The sequence below is a fragment of the Stenotrophomonas sp. YJH_SMC_27 genome, assembly GCF_059369815.1.
The window spans coordinates 90,104-106,420 of sequence record NZ_JCAFTA010000003.1 but is presented as its reverse complement, the minus strand read 5'-3'; the positions used below and the strand labels follow the sequence as shown (position 1 = coordinate 106,420).

General features: G+C 67.2%; 14 protein-coding genes and 1 riboswitch. Of the genes, 9 read left to right on the top strand and 5 right to left on the bottom strand.

What is annotated here, in order from left to right:
• The first annotated feature begins 28 nt into the window (after nt 1-28).
• The 4 genes from AC5P7R_RS06510 (at nt 29) to AC5P7R_RS06495 (ending at nt 6,005) form a co-directional block, all read left to right on the top strand.
• The gene (locus AC5P7R_RS06510; RefSeq protein WP_021203754.1) at nt 29-700 is read left to right on the top strand and encodes an alpha/beta hydrolase; all 672 of its coding nucleotides are present in this window, start codon (nt 29-31) and stop codon (nt 698-700) included.
• Nucleotides 697-1,797, top strand: coding sequence for a cell division protein ZapE (zapE, locus tag AC5P7R_RS06505; protein ID WP_019661867.1), 1,101 nt, complete (start codon nt 697-699; stop codon nt 1,795-1,797). The genes AC5P7R_RS06510 and zapE overlap by 4 nt, the downstream gene beginning before the upstream one ends.
• Before the next feature lie 638 nt (nt 1,798-2,435).
• On the top strand, nt 2,436-4,838 hold the full coding sequence (locus AC5P7R_RS06500; protein ID WP_019661866.1) for a ribonucleoside-diphosphate reductase subunit alpha: 2,403 nt from the start codon (nt 2,436-2,438) through the stop codon (nt 4,836-4,838).
• Between the two features lie 147 nt (nt 4,839-4,985).
• Nucleotides 4,986-6,005, top strand: a complete 1,020-nt coding sequence (locus AC5P7R_RS06495) for a ribonucleotide-diphosphate reductase subunit beta (RefSeq protein ID WP_019661865.1) — start codon at nt 4,986-4,988, stop codon at nt 6,003-6,005.
• Nucleotides 6,006-6,139: 134 nt separating this feature from the next.
• Here AC5P7R_RS06495 and AC5P7R_RS06490 read toward each other — a convergent pair whose 3' ends face one another.
• Nucleotides 6,140-6,775, bottom strand: a complete 636-nt coding sequence (locus AC5P7R_RS06490) for a LysE family translocator (RefSeq protein WP_495213800.1) — start codon at nt 6,773-6,775, stop codon at nt 6,140-6,142.
• A 152-nt stretch (nt 6,776-6,927) separates the two neighbouring features.
• On the opposite strand from AC5P7R_RS06490, the gene AC5P7R_RS06485 reads away from it, so the two are divergent.
• The 3 genes from AC5P7R_RS06485 (at nt 6,928) to AC5P7R_RS06475 (ending at nt 9,439) form a co-directional block, all read left to right on the top strand.
• Nucleotides 6,928-7,329 carry an acyl-CoA thioesterase gene (locus AC5P7R_RS06485; protein WP_005407672.1) on the top strand — a complete coding sequence of 134 codons (402 nt, stop codon included), beginning with the start codon at nt 6,928-6,930 and terminating at the stop codon, nt 7,327-7,329.
• 43 nt (nt 7,330-7,372) lie between these two features.
• Nucleotides 7,373-8,179 (top strand): NAD-dependent protein deacetylase, encoded by an 807-nt coding sequence (locus tag AC5P7R_RS06480; RefSeq protein ID WP_329866654.1) that lies wholly within the window; start codon nt 7,373-7,375, stop codon nt 8,177-8,179.
• Nucleotides 8,180-8,338: 159 nt separating this feature from the next.
• A complete protein-coding gene (locus tag AC5P7R_RS06475; protein ID WP_495213799.1) occupies nt 8,339-9,439 on the top strand; it encodes an NADH:flavin oxidoreductase/NADH oxidase in 1,101 nt (366 codons plus the stop codon).
• 3 nt (nt 9,440-9,442) lie between these two features.
• On the opposite strand, the gene AC5P7R_RS06470 is transcribed toward AC5P7R_RS06475, so the two are convergent.
• A complete protein-coding gene (locus tag AC5P7R_RS06470; RefSeq protein WP_478436150.1) occupies nt 9,443-10,354 on the bottom strand; it encodes a LysR family transcriptional regulator in 912 nt (303 codons plus the stop codon).
• Nucleotides 10,355-10,468: 114 nt separating this feature from the next.
• Between AC5P7R_RS06470 and purU the strand changes: the two genes are divergently transcribed.
• Entirely contained in the window at nt 10,469-11,320 is an 852-nt protein-coding gene (gene purU / locus AC5P7R_RS06465; RefSeq protein ID WP_026347242.1) for a formyltetrahydrofolate deformylase, read from the top strand.
• Nucleotides 11,321-11,406: 86 nt separating this feature from the next.
• On the opposite strand, the gene pncA is transcribed toward purU, so the two are convergent.
• Nucleotides 11,407-12,033, bottom strand: a complete 627-nt coding sequence (gene pncA / locus AC5P7R_RS06460) for a bifunctional nicotinamidase/pyrazinamidase (protein ID WP_227844232.1) — start codon at nt 12,031-12,033, stop codon at nt 11,407-11,409.
• 55 nt (nt 12,034-12,088) lie between these two features.
• Nucleotides 12,089-12,775 carry an epoxyqueuosine reductase QueH gene (locus AC5P7R_RS06455; protein ID WP_495213798.1) on the bottom strand — a complete coding sequence of 229 codons (687 nt, stop codon included), beginning with the start codon at nt 12,773-12,775 and terminating at the stop codon, nt 12,089-12,091.
• 161 nt (nt 12,776-12,936) lie between these two features.
• A riboswitch (cobalamin riboswitch) is annotated at nt 12,937-13,151 on the bottom strand.
• A gap of 127 nt (nt 13,152-13,278) precedes the next feature.
• Between AC5P7R_RS06455 and AC5P7R_RS06450 the strand changes: the two genes are divergently transcribed.
• Nucleotides 13,279-15,153: a patatin-like phospholipase family protein gene (locus tag AC5P7R_RS06450; RefSeq protein WP_495213797.1), complete on the top strand. Its 1,875-nt coding sequence runs from the start codon at nt 13,279-13,281 to the stop codon at nt 15,151-15,153.
• 96 nt (nt 15,154-15,249) lie between these two features.
• Here AC5P7R_RS06450 and AC5P7R_RS06445 read toward each other — a convergent pair whose 3' ends face one another.
• Nucleotides 15,250-16,203: a DUF1028 domain-containing protein gene (locus tag AC5P7R_RS06445; RefSeq protein ID WP_019661853.1), complete on the bottom strand. Its 954-nt coding sequence runs from the start codon at nt 16,201-16,203 to the stop codon at nt 15,250-15,252.
• Nucleotides 16,204-16,317: the final 114 nt, after the last annotated feature.

Sequence of the window (16,317 nt, the reverse complement as noted above, 5' to 3'; positions counted from 1 at the left end):
CAGGGGCGGGGGACGGTATCATGGTGCCATGCACAAGCCTTCGTTCCCCGTCGCCCCCGGCGAAACCGCCTGCCTCGAACTGGACGGCCCGGCCGGCCCGCTGGAAGTGGTCGTCGACCTGCCCAAGGCCGATGTACCGGTGCAGCCGATCGTGGCCATCGTCTGCCATCCGCTGTCCACCGAGGGTGGCACCCTGCACAACAAGGTGGTCACCATGACCGCCAGCACCCTGCGCGAGCTGGGCATCGCCACGGTGCGCTTCAATTTCCGCAGCGTCGGCGCTTCGGCTGGTACCTTCGACGGCGGCGTGGGCGAGCAGGATGACCTGAAGGCGGTCGCCGCCTGGGTGCGCAGCCAGCGCCCGCACGACCGGCTGTGGCTGGCCGGTTTCAGCTTCGGTTCGTTCGTGTCGCTGAAGGCGGCTGCCGCGCTGCAGCCGGAGGCGCTGATCTCGATCGCGCCACCGGCCGGTCGCTGGGATTTCGACGGTATCGCACCGCCGGCCCGCTGGCTGGTGATCCAGGGCGAGCAGGACGAGATCGTCGACCCGCAGGCCGTCTACCAGTGGCTGGACACGCTGGACTTCCCGCATGAGCTGGTGCGCATGCCCGAGACCAGCCACTTCTTCCACCGCAAGCTGATCGACCTGCGTGGCGCGCTGACCCACGGCGTGAAGCATTGGTTGGGCGCGGCGGCATGAGTGCAACCGAGCTGACCCCGTCGCAGCGGTATGCGGAAGGGGTTGCCCGTGGCGACTGGCAGAACGACCCGGCCCAGCATGCGGCGCTGGCCGAGCTGGACCGCATCCACCTGGGCCTGCTGGACAGTGCCGAGGATGGCTGGCTGGACCGCCTGTCCTCGTTCTGGAAGAAGCCCGAGCCGGTCAAGGGCCTGTACTTCTGGGGCGGTGTCGGCCGCGGCAAGACCTTCCTGGTCGACCTGTTCTACGACGGGCTGCCGATCAAGCAGAAGTACCGCACCCACTTCCACCGCTTCATGCGCAGCGTCCACGAGCGCCTGCGCGAGCACCAGGGCCAGAGCGACCCGCTGGCGAAGATCGCCCAGGAATGGCGCAGCAACCTGCGCGTGCTGGTGCTGGACGAGTTCTTCGTCACCGACATCGGCGATGCGATGCTGCTGGCGCGGCTGCTGGAGCGCCTGTTCGCCGAGGGCGTGACCCTGGTCACCACCTCCAACACCGCAGTGGAGAACCTGTACCTCAACGGCCTGCAGCGCGAGAGCTTCCTGCCGGCCATTGCCCTGCTGCAGCGCTTCTGCGTCGAGCTGTACGCCGAAGGTACCGAGGATTACCGCATGCGCGCGCTGACCCGCTCGCCGGTATACCGCGCACCGCTGGCGGCCGACAGCGATCAATGGTTGGCCACGCGCTGGAACGAGCTGAGCGGCGGCCAGCCGGCCAAGCCCGGCAACATCGAGATCGAGGGCCGCAAGATTCCGGTGCGCGGCCGTGGCAAGAGCATCGCCTGGTTCGATTTCGCCGCGCTGTGCGAAGGCCCGCGCGGGCCCTCGGACTACATCGAGATCGCGCACGAGTTCAACACGGTGCTGCTGGGCGGCATTCCCGCCTTCGACCGCCTGAACGAAGATGCCGCGCGCCGCTTCGTCAACCTGATCGACGAGCTGTACGACCGCCACGTCAACCTGGTCTGCACCGCCAGCACCTCGCCGATCGAGCTGTACACCGGCCAGCGCCTGCAGGGCGCCTTCGAGCGTACCGCCTCGCGCCTGATCGAAATGCAGAGCGCCGAGTATCTGGGCACCCCGCACCGGGCGTGAGCGACGCTGCGGGCGTGCATTGCCGGCCGGCGGCCGGCACGACCGCCCCGGAATTCCGGTAGTGCCGGCCGCTGGCCGGCAATGATTCGGGGGGGGAGGGCGAAACGGCGTTACCTGCGGCCGCTCCTCCGGCCCGGCCGACACATGCGGCCTCGAGTCGCTGCCCGGCGGGTGATCCCCGACGTCCACCGCATTCCCACCGGCTGCCCACCACCTATCCACAGGGTTGTCCCTAGCCAGCTTCATCACTGTCATGTGAAGCTGTCATTGTTCCGTTTCTGCGGTGCGTTGTGCCACCGCAGTGACGCCTTTCGGGCTTGACTGCGCAGCCCGTTCCGGCGGGTCTGAAGCGTCTGATCAGGGCGCCGATGGCACGATCCTTGCGGCGCAAGGGATTGCCGAATTTCACTACATTTGGCGTTGACGGACCCCATTACCCCCACTATCTTGTGGCCGTCGGTCGCAGCAACCCCAGGTCTGGGGGTGGCAGCAGCACCCATCCGCGATCGTCAACGGCAGTGGCAGGCGCAGGGTCTCATCCTCTGCGACGCCGCCCTGCCATCCTGGGCCGTCATGTCCCGGGCTGCGTCACCCCGATGCATCGAGCACCCCCAAATCACGCCAAGAGGACATACGCCGTGAGCACCGAATCCAGCGCCACCATCGAGAAGGAAAGCGAATTCCTGTTGACGTCGCCGCCGACGGCCAACGCGATGAGTGTGACCAAGCGCAACGGGACCACCGAGCTGGTGGACCTGAACAAGATCGTGCGCGCGGTGCAGCGTTCCTCCGAAGGCCTGCACGCCGTCGATCCGATGCGCGTGGCCACCCGCACCATTTCCGGCCTGTACAACGGCGCCACCACCCGCGAGCTGGACGAGCTGTCCATCCGCACCGCCGCCCTGCTGATCGGTGAAGAGCCCGAGTACGGCCGCCTCGCTGCGCGCCTGCTGGCCAACTACATTGCCAAGGAAGTCTCGGGCCAGGAAATCTACGCCTTCTCGCAGTCGGTCAGCCGTGGCCATGAAGTCGGCCTGATCAACGACCGCCTGCTGAACTTCGTGCAGACCAATGCACGCAAGCTCAACGACGCCATCGACATCTCGCTGGACCTGAACTTCGATTACTTCGGCCTGCGTACCCTGTATGACCGTTACCTGCTGCGCCACCCGCACACCCGCAAGGTGATCGAGACCCCGCAGCAGTTCTTCCTGCGCATCGCCAGTGCGCTGAGCGAGGACGTGTCCGAGACCCTGGCGCTGTACAAGCGCATGGGCAACCTGGACTACCTGCCGTCCAGCCCGACCCTGTTCAATTCCGGCACCACCCACGAACAGCTGTCCTCGTGCTTCCTGCTGGATTCGCCGCAGGACTCGCTGGAGTCGATCTACGCCAAGTACGGCGACATCGCCCAGCTGTCGAAGTTCTCCGGCGGCATCGGCGTCAGCTACACCCGCGTGCGTTCGCGTGGTTCGCTCATCAAGTCGACCAACGGCCACTCCAACGGCATCGTGCCGTGGCTGAAGACCATGGATTCGTCCGTGGCCGCGGTGAACCAGGGCGGCAAGCGCAAGGGCGCAGCCTGCGTGTACCTGGAAACCTGGCACGCCGATATCGAGGACTTCCTCGAACTGCGTGACAACACCGGTGACGAAGCCCGCCGTGCGCACAACCTGAACCTGGCCAACTGGGTACCGGACCTGTTCATGAAGCGCGTCGAGGCCGACCAGGAATGGTCGCTGTTCGATCCGCGCGTGGTGCCGGAGTTCACCGACCTGTTCGGCGAAGCCTTCGAGGCCGCCTACCTGCAGGCCGAAGCCCAAGGCAAGGCCAACCGCACCATCCCAGCGCGCAAGCTGTACGCCCGCATGATGCGTACGCTGGCCGAGACCGGCAACGGCTGGATGACCTTCAAGGACAAGTGCAACCGCGCAAGCAACCAGACCCTGCGTCCGGGCAACGTGATCCACCTGTCCAACCTGTGCACGGAAATCCTGGAAGTCACCTCCAACGATGAAACCGCAGTGTGCAACCTGGGTTCGATCAACTTGGGCAACCACTTCGACGAGCACAACGAGTTCGACTTCGAGAAGCTGGCCGAGACCGTGCGCCTGGCCGTGCGCCAGCTCGACCGCGTCATTGACCTGAACTTCTACCCGATCGAAACCGCCCGCCGCGCCAACCTGCGCTGGCGTCCGGTCGGCCTGGGCTGCATGGGCCTGCAGGATGTGTTCTTCCGCAAGCGCCTGCCGTTCGACAGCGCCGAGGCCCGCGCCCTGTCGAAGAAGATTGCCGAAGCGATCTACTTCCACGCGCTGGAAACCTCCTGCGAGCTGGCCCAGGAACGCGGCAAGCACCCGTCGTTCAACGACACCCGTGCCGCCAGTGGCGAACTGCAGTTCGATGCCTGGAACGTGGTGCCGGAAGACACTGCGCGCTGGGATGCCCTGCGTGAGCGCATCAAGGAACACGGCCTGCGCAATTCGCTGATGATCGCGATCGCGCCGACCGCGACCATCGCCTCGATCGCCGGCTGCTACGAGTGCGTCGAGCCGCAGGTGTCCAACCTGTTCAAGCGCGAGACCCTGTCCGGTGACTTCCTGCAGGTCAACCGCTACCTGGTGAACGAGCTGAAGAAGCTGGGCCTGTGGACGCCGGAAATGCGCGATGCCATCAAGCTGGCCGAAGGCTCCATCGCGGGTCTGCCACAGATCCCGGAAACGCTGCGCGAGGTCTATCGCACCGCGTGGGAACTGCCGATGCGTTCGCTGATCGACATGGCCGCCGAACGTGGCGCCTTCATCGACCAGTCGGCCTCGCTCAACCTGTTCATGGAAAGCCCGAACATCGGCGCGATGTCCTCCATGTACATGTACGCCTGGAAGCAGGGCATCAAGACCACCTACTACCTGCGTTCGCGCCCGGCCACCAAGATCGCCAAGACCACGGTGAGCAGCGCGGCCCCGGCCAAGGTGTTCAGCCCGGACGAAGCCATCGCCTGCTCGCTGGAAAACCCGGAAGCCTGCGAGGCCTGCCAGTAACACACCGCGCGGTGGGTGCCGACCGTTGGTCGGCACTCGAGCACCTCGCACCTGTAGAGCCGAGCCACGCTCGGCCGCAGCACGGAAACACCCAGGTAGCGCCGGGCCACGCCCGGCGTTTTGACCCGAGAAGACAAGGAAACACCCATGGCCGACAAGCCCAAGCAGATGCTGCTCGATCCCGGTTTTGAACTGACCCTGCGCCCGATGCGCTACCCGCAGTTCTATGACATGTACCGGAACGCGATCAAAAACACCTGGACGGTGGAAGAGATCAATTTCCAGATCGACATCACCGACCTGCACAGCAAGATGTCGCCGGGTGAGCGCCACCTGATCCACCGCCTGGTCGCGTTCTTCGCCACCGGCGACTCGATCGTGTCCAACAACCTGGTGCTGAACCTGTACCAGCACCTCAATGCGCCGGAAGCGCGCATGTACCTGTCGCGCCAGTTGTATGAAGAAGCGCTGCACGTGCAGTTCTACCTGACCCTGCTGGACAACTACCTGCCGGACCCGGAAGAGCGCGCCAAGGCGTTCTCGGCGGTGGAGAACATCGACTCGATCAAGAAGAAAGCCGATTTCTGCTTCAAGTGGATCGACTCGATCCAGGACCTGACCCGCATCGAGACCCGCGAGCAGCGCCGCCAGTTCCTGCTCAACCAGATCTGCTTTGCCGCCTGCATCGAAGGCCTGTTCTTCTTCGCTGCGTTCGCCTACGTGTACTACTTCCGGTCGCGCGGCCTACTGCCGGGTCTGGCCTCGGGCACCAACTGGGTGTTCCGCGACGAAAGCGCGCACATGGAGTTCGCGTTCGAGTCGGTGCGCGTGGTGCGCGAGGAAGAGCCGGACCTGTTCGACGAAGAGATGAAGCAGCAGGTCTACGACATGCTGGCCGAAGCCATTGAATGCGAAGTGCAGTTCGCCGAGGACGTGCTGTCCGGCGGCGTGGCCGGCATCTCCACCCGTGACATGCGCCAGTACCTGCAGCACTGTGCCGACCAGCACTTCGCCAAACTGGGCATGGAAAAGAAGTACAACGTGCGCAACCCGCTGCCGTTCATGGAACTGCAGGACGTGCAGGAACTGACCAACTTCTTCGAACGCCGCGTCTCGGCCTACCAGGTCGGCGTGCAGGGCGAAGTCGCCTTCGACATGAACTTCTGATCGAACCGGCCCGGCCTGTCGCAACGAAAAACCCCGGCCAATGCCGGGGTTTTTTGTTGTGCGCCTGCTTTTGTAGAGTCGAGCCATGCTCGACTGCTGTTCGCAAGAAAGTCGAGCATGGCTCGACTCTACAATCAGCGCCGCCCTTCCATCGCCATGCGCACCGCCAACCCGGCCAGCACCGTGCCCATCAGCCAGCGCTGCACCCTCTGCCAGGTGGGGCGCGCGGCCAGAAAGCCGGCGATGCTGCCGGCGGTCAGCGCGATCAGGCCGTTCACGCTGACGCTGACCAGGATCTGGGTGGAGCCCAGCACGATCGACTGCATCAGCACGCTGCCTTCGCTGTCCGGATGCAGGAACTGCGGCAGCAACGACAGGTACATCACCGCGATTTTCGGGTTCAGCAGGTTGGTCAGGAAGCCCATCGTGAACAGCTTGCGCGGGCTGTCCTGCGGCAGGTCGCGCACCGCGAACGGCGAACGTCCACCCGGCTTCAGCGCCTGCCAGGCCAGGTACAGCAGGTACAGCGCGCCGCCGATGCACAGCGCGTCATAGGCGAACGGCACGGTCATCAGCAGGGCGGTGATGCCCAATGCCGCGCACAGCATGTAGAACACGAAGCCCAGCGCCACCCCGCCCAGCGAGATCAGGCCCGCCATCGGCCCTTGGCAGATCGAGCGCGAGATGACGTAGATCATGTTCGGCCCGGGCGTGAGCACCATGGCCAGCGAAACCAGCGCAAAGGCCAGCAGGTCGGAAGTGGCGGGCATGGGCAGTCCTGGCAGCGGGCGTGGCGCAGTGTAACGCCTGCTGCAGGCGCGGCCTGCGCAGGCACCGCTGCCGGGTGACCGTTGCACGTGCATTCCGATGGCCATCACGCCGGTCGCTTAGAATCCGCAGCACCCCTCACCGAAGCACCCCCATGACCCCGATCCCCGAGACCGTGCCGCCCATCGAAGTGCGCATGGCCGAAATCGTCTTTCCCAACCACACCAACCACCTGGGCACCCTGTTCGGCGGCCAGGCATTGGCGTGGATGGACAAGGCCGCCTTCCTGGCTGCTGCCCGCTACTCGCGCCGCACCGTGGTGACCGCGCGCAGCGACCAGGTCGACTTCAAACTGCCGATCCGCATCGGCCAGATGGTGGAAACCATCGGCCGCATTGTCGAAGTCGGCCGCAGCTCGATGAAGGTGGAGGTGGAACTGGTCGCCGAGGACCTGCACAGCGGCGAGCGCAAGCTGTGTACCCGCGGCCACTTCGTGATGATCGCGCTGGACGAGGAAGGCCACCCGATCGCGGTGCCGCCGCTGCCGGCCGCCTGAGCCGGCGCTTGCACGGGCGCTGCGGCGCCCCCATCTGGCAGCCATGACCTCGCCGCTGACCGACTTCATCGACCGCGCCCAGCGCCTGTTCGTGCTGACCGGCGCCGGTTGCAGCACCGCATCGGGCATCCCCGATTACCGGGATGCCGACGGCCAGTGGAAGCGCACCCCGCCGGTGACCTACCAGGCCTTCATGGGCGAGACCGCTACCCGCCAGCGCTACTGGGCGCGCAGCCTGCTGGGCTGGCCGCGCTTCGGCCTGGCCCGGCCCAACGGTACCCACCAGGCCCTGGCCGCACTGGAGAGCCGTGGCAAGCTGCAGGTGCTGCTGACCCAGAACGTGGACGGCCTGCACCAGCGCGCCGGCAGCCGTAACGTGATCGACCTGCATGGCCGCCTGGACCTGGTGCGCTGCATGTGCTGCGAGCGGCGCAGCGATCGCGGGGAGTTCCAGCAGCGCCTGCTGGACGCCAACCCCGGCTGGGACACGCTGGAGGCCGGCATCGCCCCGGACGGCGACGCCGACCTGGAGACCGATTTCTCCAGCTTCGTGGTACCCGGGTGCCCGCACTGCGGCGGGGTGTTGAAGCCGGACGTGGTGTTTTTCGGCGAGAACGTGCCGCGCGAGCGGGTGGAGGCGGTGCACGAGCACCTGCAGCAGGCCGACGCCGTGCTGGTGGTGGGCTCGTCGCTGATGGTCTATTCCGGCTTCCGCTTCGTGCAGGCGGCGGCGAAGGCAGGGTTGCCGGTGGTGGCGCTGAACCGAGGCCGCACCCGAGCCGACGACCTGCTGTTGTTCAAGGATGAGCGGGACTGCGCTGAAGCGCTGGCCACGTGGGCTGCGCGCTGAGCCGAGCACGGGCTCGGCTCTACAAGGGGCGAGGGCTTCTGTAGAGCCGGGCGCACGCTCGGCTGCTGCGGGTCACGCGAAACAGCGATCCATCCAGATGGTTGATCCGGGAGCCGCGCAGCGGTGCAATATGCCCCCCTACGTCGTCCCATCACTGTCTTGAGCCAGCTGTTTTCGCCGATCTCGTTCGGCCCCCTGACCCTGTCCAACCGCATCGTCATCGCGCCGATGTGCCAGTACTCCGCCGAAGATGGCCGCGCCAGCGACTGGCACGCCATGCACCTGGGCAACCTGGCGCAGTCCGGCGCCGGCCTGCTGATCCTGGAAGCCACCGCAGTCGAGCCGCGTGGCCGCATCAGCTGGGCCGACCTGGGCCTTTGGGATGACGGCACCGAGGCCGCGCTGGCGCAGGTGCTGGCCAGCGTCCGCCGCTGGTCGCCGATGCCGCTGGGCATCCAGCTCGGCCATGCCGGTCGCAAGGCGTCGGTGAACCGCCCTTGGGACGGCGGTGGTCAACTGCCAGCCGACGACACGCGTGGCTGGATCACCGTGGCGCCGTCGCCGCTGCCGTTCCATGCTGCCGATCCGGCGCCGCAGGAACTGGACGAGGCCGGCATCGCCGAGCTCGTTGCTGCCTTCGCCGCCAGTGCGGTGCGCGCCGAGCGCATGGGCTTCGAGCTGATCGAGCTGCATGCCGCGCACGGCTACCTACTGCACCAGTTCCTGTCGCCGCTGAGCAACCGCCGCACCGATGGCTACGGTGGCTCATTGCCGAACCGCCTGCGCCTGCTCGTGGAAGTATTCGACGCCGTGCGTGCGGCGGTATCGGACAAGGTCGCCGTGGGCGTGCGCATCTCCGCCAGCGACTGGGTCGATGGCGGCTGGGATCTGGTGCAGAGCGAAGCGCTGGCCCAGGTGCTGGACGCGCGCGGCTGCAACTTCCTGCACGTTTCCAGCGGTGGCCTGGACGAGCGCCAGAAGATCACCGTCGGCCCGGGCTACCAGGTGCCGTTCGCAGCAGCGATCAAGGCCAAGGTGCGCATGCCGGTGATCGCGGTGGGCATGATCACCGAACCGGAGCAGGCCGAATCGATCCTGCGCCATCGCCACGCCGATGCGGTAGCGCTGGCACGCGGCATTCTCTACGACCCGCGCTGGCCGTGGCACGCTGCTGCCGCATTGCGCGACAGCGTGGAGCCGGCGCCGCAGTACCTGCGCTGCGAGCCGCGCGAGGCGCGTGGCGTGTTCAAGACGCGCTGAGGCTCACACCCGCCAAGCCGGCGCGATGCCGGCCTGAAGGTGATCGAACAGCGCGCGGATCTTGGCGGTGAAATCGCGGCGGTCGCTGACGCAGAAGTAGACCTCCATCGGTTCCGGGCGCCACGCGGTGTCGGCGCCGAACACCGCCTGCAGGCGGCCATCGCGCAGGTACGGCTCGGCCACGAAGGCGGCCAGCCGGGTGATGCCGGCACCGGCCGCCGCCAGTGTCGCCAGCGCATCGATGTCATCGCAGACCATGCTCGGTGGCAGCGCGGCGTCCACGCGCTGGCCGTCCTTCAGCAGGCCCCAGCGCAATGGCCGGCCATCGGTGGGGAAGCGGTGCAGCAGCCCGCGATGACCGCCCAGCTCGGATGGCTGTTGCGGGGTGCCGCGTGCCTTCAGGTAGGCCGGCGAGGCGCAGAACACGAACGGAATACGCGCCAGCTGCCGCGCCACCACCCCGTCCTCCAGTTGGGCCCCGATGCGGATGCTGGCATCCACCGCTTCCGGGCCATGCTGCACGGCGCGGTCGGTCAGGCGCAGCTCCAGCTGCAGTTGCGGGTAGCGCTGCTGCAGCGAAGGCAGCAACGGCGCCAGCACATGGCGGCCGAACGCACTGCTGCTGGCGATGCGCAGCGGCCCGGCCGGTTCGATGTCGCCGGAGGTGACCATCGCCTGCGCGCGCGCCAGGTCGGCCTCGATGTGGCGCACCTGCGCCAGGTACAGCGCCCCGGCTTCGCTGAGCGCCAGTTGGCGCGTGCTGCGGTTCAGCAGCCGTACGCCCAGATGCGCCTCCAGCCGGTTGATGTTCTGCCCGACCGCGGTGGCGCTGATGCCAAGGATGCGGGCCGCGGCGGCAATGCTGCCGGTCTCTGCGGTGCGGGTGAAGCTGCGGATCAGTTGCAACAGGTTCATGACCGACCAGCTTGCCACGGGAAGATCCAAGTATCGCTTGGTACTGAACCAAGCAGGTCGGTTGCACCCGTGATCATCCGGCCGCTGGGCAGGGCGCTGCCCTACACTGTGGCGATGCGCCCCGATTCCATCCTCACCCTGTCCTGCCCCGACCGTACCGGCATCGTCTATCGCGTGTCCGGCCTGCTGTTCGACCACGGCTGCAACATCCTCGACGCCCAGCAGTTCGGCGACGAGGAAAGCGGCCGCTTCTTCCTGCGCGTGCATTTCGATCGCGATGCCGGCCTGCCGCTGGAGACCGTGCACGCCGCGATGGCCACGCTCGCCCAGGACTTCGGCATGGACTGGCAGCTGCACGATGGCCGCCGCCGCGCACGCCTGCTGGTGCTGGTCAGCAAACAGGGGCATTGCCTCAACGACCTGCTGTTCCGCGCCCACAGCGGCCAGCTGAAGGTCGACATTGCGGCGGTGGCGTCCAACCACGCCGACTTCGCGCCATTGGCCGCCTCCTACCAGGTGCCGTTCCACCACCTGCCGGTGACCGCCGATACGCGCGCGGTGCAGGAGCAGCAGATCATCGACCTGGTCGAGCGTGAGCGCATCGACCTGGTGGTGCTGGCGCGCTACATGCAGATCCTGTCACCCACGCTGTGCCGCGCGCTGGCCGGCCGTGCGATCAACATCCACCACAGCTTCCTGCCCAGCTTCAAGGGCGCGCAGCCGTACCACCAGGCGCACGCGCGCGGGGTCAAGATCATCGGTGCCACCGCGCACTACGTCACCGAGGACCTGGACGAAGGCCCGATCATCGAACAGGACGTGGCCCGCGTTGACCATGCGATGGCGCCGCGCGAACTGGTGCGGCTGGGCAGTGATACCGAATCGCTGGTGCTGGCGCGTGCGGTGCGCCGCCATGTGGAACACCGCATCCTGCTCAATGGGCATCGCACGGTGGTGTTCCGGTAATCGCCCATCCCGCGTCCGCCGGGCATGGCCCGGCGCTACCCATGGGCGCGATCCGGTAGCGCCGGGCCATGCCCGGCGGTCGCGCGTCAGGCGAGCGCAATCCCCGCCTTGCCCAGCGCCTCGCGCACCATCACGTCGTTGGCTTCGGTCACCGGCTTGGTCAGCTCCCACAGGAACTTCACCCGGAAGCCGGACTTCACCGCGTCCTGCGCGCTCCACAGCACGCAGTAATCGCGGGCCAGGCCGCACACGTGCACTTCGCGGATGCGGCGCTCATGCAGCCAGCCGGCCAGGCCGGTGGCCGGGCGCTCGCCATCGGGACCGTGGTTCTCGCGGAAGGCGCTGTACGAATCCACCTGTTGGCGCGTGCCCTTGCGCAGGATCAGGTCGGCCATGGCCCAGTCCACGCCCGGGTGCAGAGCGGCGCCATCGCTGCCCTGCACGCAATGGTCGGGCCACAGGGTCTGTGGCTGCGCGTGCAGCAGGATGGTCTCGAACGGACGCTTGCCGGGGTGCTGGCTGGCGAACGAGGCGTGATCGGCCGGGTGCCAGTCCTGGGTGGCCACCACCGTGCGGTAGCGGCGCTGCGCCAGCAGTCCGGCAATCGGTGCCACCAGCGCATCACCCTGGTCGCAGGCCAGCGCGCCACCCGGCATGAAGTCCGGCTGCAGGTCGATCACCAGCAGGGCGACGTCGGCGGGCAGGGCGGTCATGGCAGATCCACTACAAGAGAAGGGGCGACCAGCGTGGCCGCCCCTCGCTCACACGTCAATCGCCCTGCGGCGTCCCAGCGTCCTGCCCGTAGTACAGCAGGCCGATTTTGATCCGCTCGCGGCCGTTCTCGCGACGGTGGCGGTTGGCATCGCGCAGCGAATACACGCAGCCGCAGTACTCCTGCTGGTAGAACTGCTCGCGCTTGCTGATCTCGATCATGCGGTTGGCACCGCCGCCCTTGCGCCAGTTGTAGTTCCAGTACTGCAGGCCTTCGTAGCGCGAGGCGGCGCGGATGCCGCAATCGTTGATCTGCGCCATGTTCTTCCAGCGCGAGATGCCCAGCGACGAACTGATGGTGTCGTAGCCGTGCTCGTGCGCGTACAGCGCAGTGCGTTCGAAACGCATGTCGAAGCACATCGTGCAGCGGATGCCGCGTTCGGGCTCGTTCTCCATGCCACGCGCACGGCTGAACCAGTTGTCGGTGTCGTAGTCGCAGTCGATGAAGGGAATGCCATGCTGCTCGGCGAAGCGGATGTTTTCCTGCTTGCGCAGTTCGTATTCCTTCACCGGATGGATGTTGGGGTTGTAGAAGAAGATCGCGTAGTCGATCCCGGAGGCGGTGATCGCCTCCATTACCTCGCCGGAGCAGGGCGCGCAGCATGAATGCAGCAGCAGGCGCTTGCCGTTGGCAGGCAGGGTCAGGGTGGGGCGTTGGAACTCGGTCATCGTCAGGTACCGCATGGACCGCCGGCAACGGCGGTGGCCCATGCATCTGTGCGTGGGTGGACAGGGCTGGCCGGATACCGTGAAAAGGACGCACGCGGCCGCACTGCCCGCACGCGCAGGTCAGCGACGGCCCCGGCACCCTCCCCGCGGAGAGTCCAGGTCGAGTCAGGGGACGGTCGTGTCCCCCGGCCGGGGCCGGTATTCGGGCTGATGGACACGGGCCGCAGCCCACCTACTACCTGCCGCTTCCCAGGCGCGAGCCCAGTGCTGTTGGCAGGATTCGTTTCCATTCACCGCTGCGGGGCAGCTCCGGAATGGGCGCGCCAGGCGCCTTCACCGGATTCCCGTTCAAATCCCTGTCGCCATCAACGCTGCGGCGGGGATACCTTCGGCGTGCCCACGGTGGACGCGTCGAGGGCAATGGTCAAGGGTCAATGAAAGCTCGGGGCTGTGGTCCGTTTCTCAGGCCGTGAGAGCGCCGCTTGCCATACTGGGCATCGACAGACGGGAGGTGGCTCGTGGCGGCGAAGTACTGCGATCTGGTCATGAAAGGCGGCATCACCAGCGGCATCGTGTACCCCAATGCGGTACTGGCGCTGGCGCGCGAGTATCGCTTCAAGAGCATCGGCGGCACCTCGGCCGGCGCCATTGCTGCGGCGGTGGCGGCTGCGGCGGCATGCGGCGATCGTCGCCAGCAGGCCGGCGAGCACCTGCCCAGTGATGCCGGTTATGGGGGGCTGTCGGCGGTGTCGGCGCAGCTGTCGCGGCGCGGGTTCATCTACAGCCTGTTCCAACCGGCGCGGGGTGCGCGTGCGGCCTATCGGCTGCTGGTGGTGCTGACCGGCAATGCGGGCCTGCCACACAAGCTGCTGTGCCTGGCGGTGGCGGTATTCGAGATCGCGCCGCTGGAAGTGCTGGTGTCGCTGGCGCTGCTGCTGGGCCTGGGCGGGTGGGGCGGCGGCTGGAGCGGTGTGGCCGCCACGCTGCTGCCGTCGCTGCTGTGCGCCTACGGTACCGGTGTGGCCGGTGCCGCGCTGCGCGTGGCCCGCGTGGCACGGCGCAACCTGCTGGGCCTGTGCAGTGGCCTCGGCCGCGATGCACGCAAACCGGCGTTGACCGAGTGGCTGCATGAGTGCCTGCAGCAGTTGTCAGGCAAGCCACTTGATGCACCGCTGACCTTCGCCGACCTGCACGACGCACCGCGCTATGCCGGCGAGCCGGACAGCCCGCACGCGATCAGCCTGCAGATGATCACCACCTGCGTCTCGCACAACGAGCCGCGTACGCTGCCACTGGGCGGCGCGCAGTTCTGGTTCCTGCGCGAAGAGTTCGAGCAGTTGTTCCCGGCCAGCGTGGTGCAGTGGCTGGTGGATCAGGCTGGCCCGCCGCTGGACGTGGAGGGGCGGCAGTACTACCACCTGCCGCAGGGCCCGAAGCTGCCGGTGCTGGTGGCCACACGCATGAGCCTGAGCTTCCCGTTGCTGATCAGCGCGGTGCCACTGCACGAACCCTCGCGCCGCGAGCGCCGCTGCGAACCCACCGCGCCGGCGGCCGACCCCGAGCACAACGTGGCCGACAGCATGGAAGGGCTGACCAGCGCCGGGCAGGCTTGCGGTCCGGTGATCACCGCCTTCCGCATCTGCTGGTTCTCCGATGGTGGCATCAGCAGCAACTTCCCGATCCATCTGTTTGACGCCGCATTGCCGCGCTGGCCGACCTTCGCCATCAACCTGGTCTACCCGCAGCACGCCGAAGACGTGAGCCAGGGCAGCGGTAGCCGGCAGGCACTGGAGCATGCCGTGTTCCTGCCCACCGAGAACCGCCACGGCTGGCAACGGCATTACCAGTCCATTGCCACGCCGCTGGCCGCAGCCGAGCTGGGGCGTTTCCTGTTCGCGGTGGTGGCGACCATGCAGAACTGGCGCGACCTGCTGCAGGCGCGCGCGCCGGGTTATCGCGACCGCATCGTGCATGTGAGCCTGCAGGGCGACGAAGGTGGCATGAACCTGGACATGCCGCAGGAGGTGCTGACCCGCATCGCCGACAAGGGCAGCCTGGCCGGTGCGCGGTTCTGTTCGTTCTCGTTCGAGAACCACTACTGGATCCGCTGGCGCAACCTGGCCTCGGCCTACCAACGGTACACGCTGGAAGTGGCCCGTACCGACGACCCGGCGCAGCAGGTACTGGCCTATCGCGCGGCGTACTCGATGGTCGCTCGCGGCGAACCGACACCGCCGTCGTACAAGCTGGGCTCGGAAGACAAGCGTCGCGGCTCGCAGCAGCTGTGGGCGCAGATGGTCGAGCAGGGCCGAACCTGGGAGGACCTGGGCCCTGACCTGACCGACGGCGCACCGCGTCCGCTGCCGCAGATGAAGGTGACGCCGATCTACTGAGCCGGTTCTTGGTAGATCCACGCCGTGCGTGGATGCATCTCGAATCGGGGTCAGATCCGTTCTCCTATGGAAAATGGATCTGACCCCTGCGGTGGCTCATCGCCAGGGGGCAACCACCGCATCATCCTGCAAGGGTGCATACAACGGCAGCGCCAGCTCCTGCTTCACCCAGCCCGGATTGAGCGCACGCAGGCCGGCCAGGTATTCGCGGGCCAGTGCGATATCCCCTTGCCGCATCGCCAGGCGCGCAGCGCGCGCCCAGGTGCGGTCCCAGCCGTGGGCCAGTGACAACGAGGTCGCCAGCGCAGCGCGCGCACCCGCCACATCACCCTTCTCCCAGCGCTCCTCCGCGCGGATGATCGCCTCGTTGGACAGGCGCATGTCGTACAGCTCGCGCAGCCTCGCGACCGCGCGCGGGTCGGCGTCCACGCGCAGATCGGTGTCCTGCCAGTCGCCCCCCGGCGTGCGCACCAGCAGCGCGGCCGACCACTGCCCACTGCGCTGGCCGCCCGCGGCCTGGCCGGCTTCCAGCGCCGCCAGCAAGCGTGTGGCAAGCGCTCCGTGCGAAGCCGTAAAGGTACGTTGCATTGCCGTCAGCACGTCCGGTCCGGCCAGGCCATTGCCCTGCACGCTCAACATGCCGTCGCCGTGCGCACCGGCCCAGCTGGCCTGCTGCGCGGTGGCGCCGGTGTATTGCGCATTGCCACCGCGCGCACTGATCAGCCCCACCTGGCGCTCGGCGAGCGTGGTGCCATCGAAGTTGCCGTCTTCATCCAACAGCTGCTTCAGCACCTGTGCAGGTGTACGACCTTTGGCCAGTAGTTCAAGGCCTTTGGACCCATAGGTCGGGTTGGTCTCGAACTGGCTGGCGACCGCGCCGACCTTCGCCTGCGCCCACGGCACCCCCACGCCCCCGACCGCCAGGTTGTGCGTGGCGACCGCCACCCCGCAGTCGCCGGCCTCGTTGCAGGCGGCGATGGAAAAGGTCGCCCACGCCGGCGCGGCGACGGCAGCGAGCAGCAGGGCCAGGCAAGAGCGCAACAGGGACATGGGTGTCTCCATGGGCAGGCATTGCATTGGGATGCAGCCTACGCACGAAAGGTTTAGTAGATCCACGTCATGCGTGGATGCGCTTCGATGAAGGCTCGAAATATTCGATCTCGA

Excerpts from the sequence above, each read along its gene's own strand:
- AC5P7R_RS06510 (WP_021203754.1), top strand. The coding sequence starts at position 29 with ATGCACAAGCCTTCGTTCCCCGTCGCCCCCGGCGAAACCGCCTGCCTC.
- zapE (WP_019661867.1), top strand. The coding sequence starts at position 697 with ATGAGTGCAACCGAGCTGACCCCGTCGCAGCGGTATGCGGAAGGGGTT.
- AC5P7R_RS06495 (WP_019661865.1), top strand. The coding sequence starts at position 4,986 with ATGGCCGACAAGCCCAAGCAGATGCTGCTCGATCCCGGTTTTGAACTG.
- AC5P7R_RS06490 (WP_495213800.1), bottom strand. The coding sequence starts at position 6,775 with ATGCCCGCCACTTCCGACCTGCTGGCCTTTGCGCTGGTTTCGCTGGCC.
- AC5P7R_RS06485 (WP_005407672.1), top strand. The coding sequence starts at position 6,928 with ATGACCCCGATCCCCGAGACCGTGCCGCCCATCGAAGTGCGCATGGCC.
- AC5P7R_RS06480 (WP_329866654.1), top strand. The coding sequence starts at position 7,373 with ATGACCTCGCCGCTGACCGACTTCATCGACCGCGCCCAGCGCCTGTTC.
- AC5P7R_RS06470 (WP_478436150.1), bottom strand. The coding sequence starts at position 10,354 with ATGAACCTGTTGCAACTGATCCGCAGCTTCACCCGCACCGCAGAGACC.
- purU (WP_026347242.1), top strand. The coding sequence starts at position 10,469 with ATGCGCCCCGATTCCATCCTCACCCTGTCCTGCCCCGACCGTACCGGC.
- pncA (WP_227844232.1), bottom strand. The coding sequence starts at position 12,033 with ATGACCGCCCTGCCCGCCGACGTCGCCCTGCTGGTGATCGACCTGCAG.
- AC5P7R_RS06455 (WP_495213798.1), bottom strand. The coding sequence starts at position 12,775 with ATGCGGTACCTGACGATGACCGAGTTCCAACGCCCCACCCTGACCCTG.
- AC5P7R_RS06445 (WP_019661853.1), bottom strand. The coding sequence starts at position 16,203 with ATGTCCCTGTTGCGCTCTTGCCTGGCCCTGCTGCTCGCTGCCGTCGCC.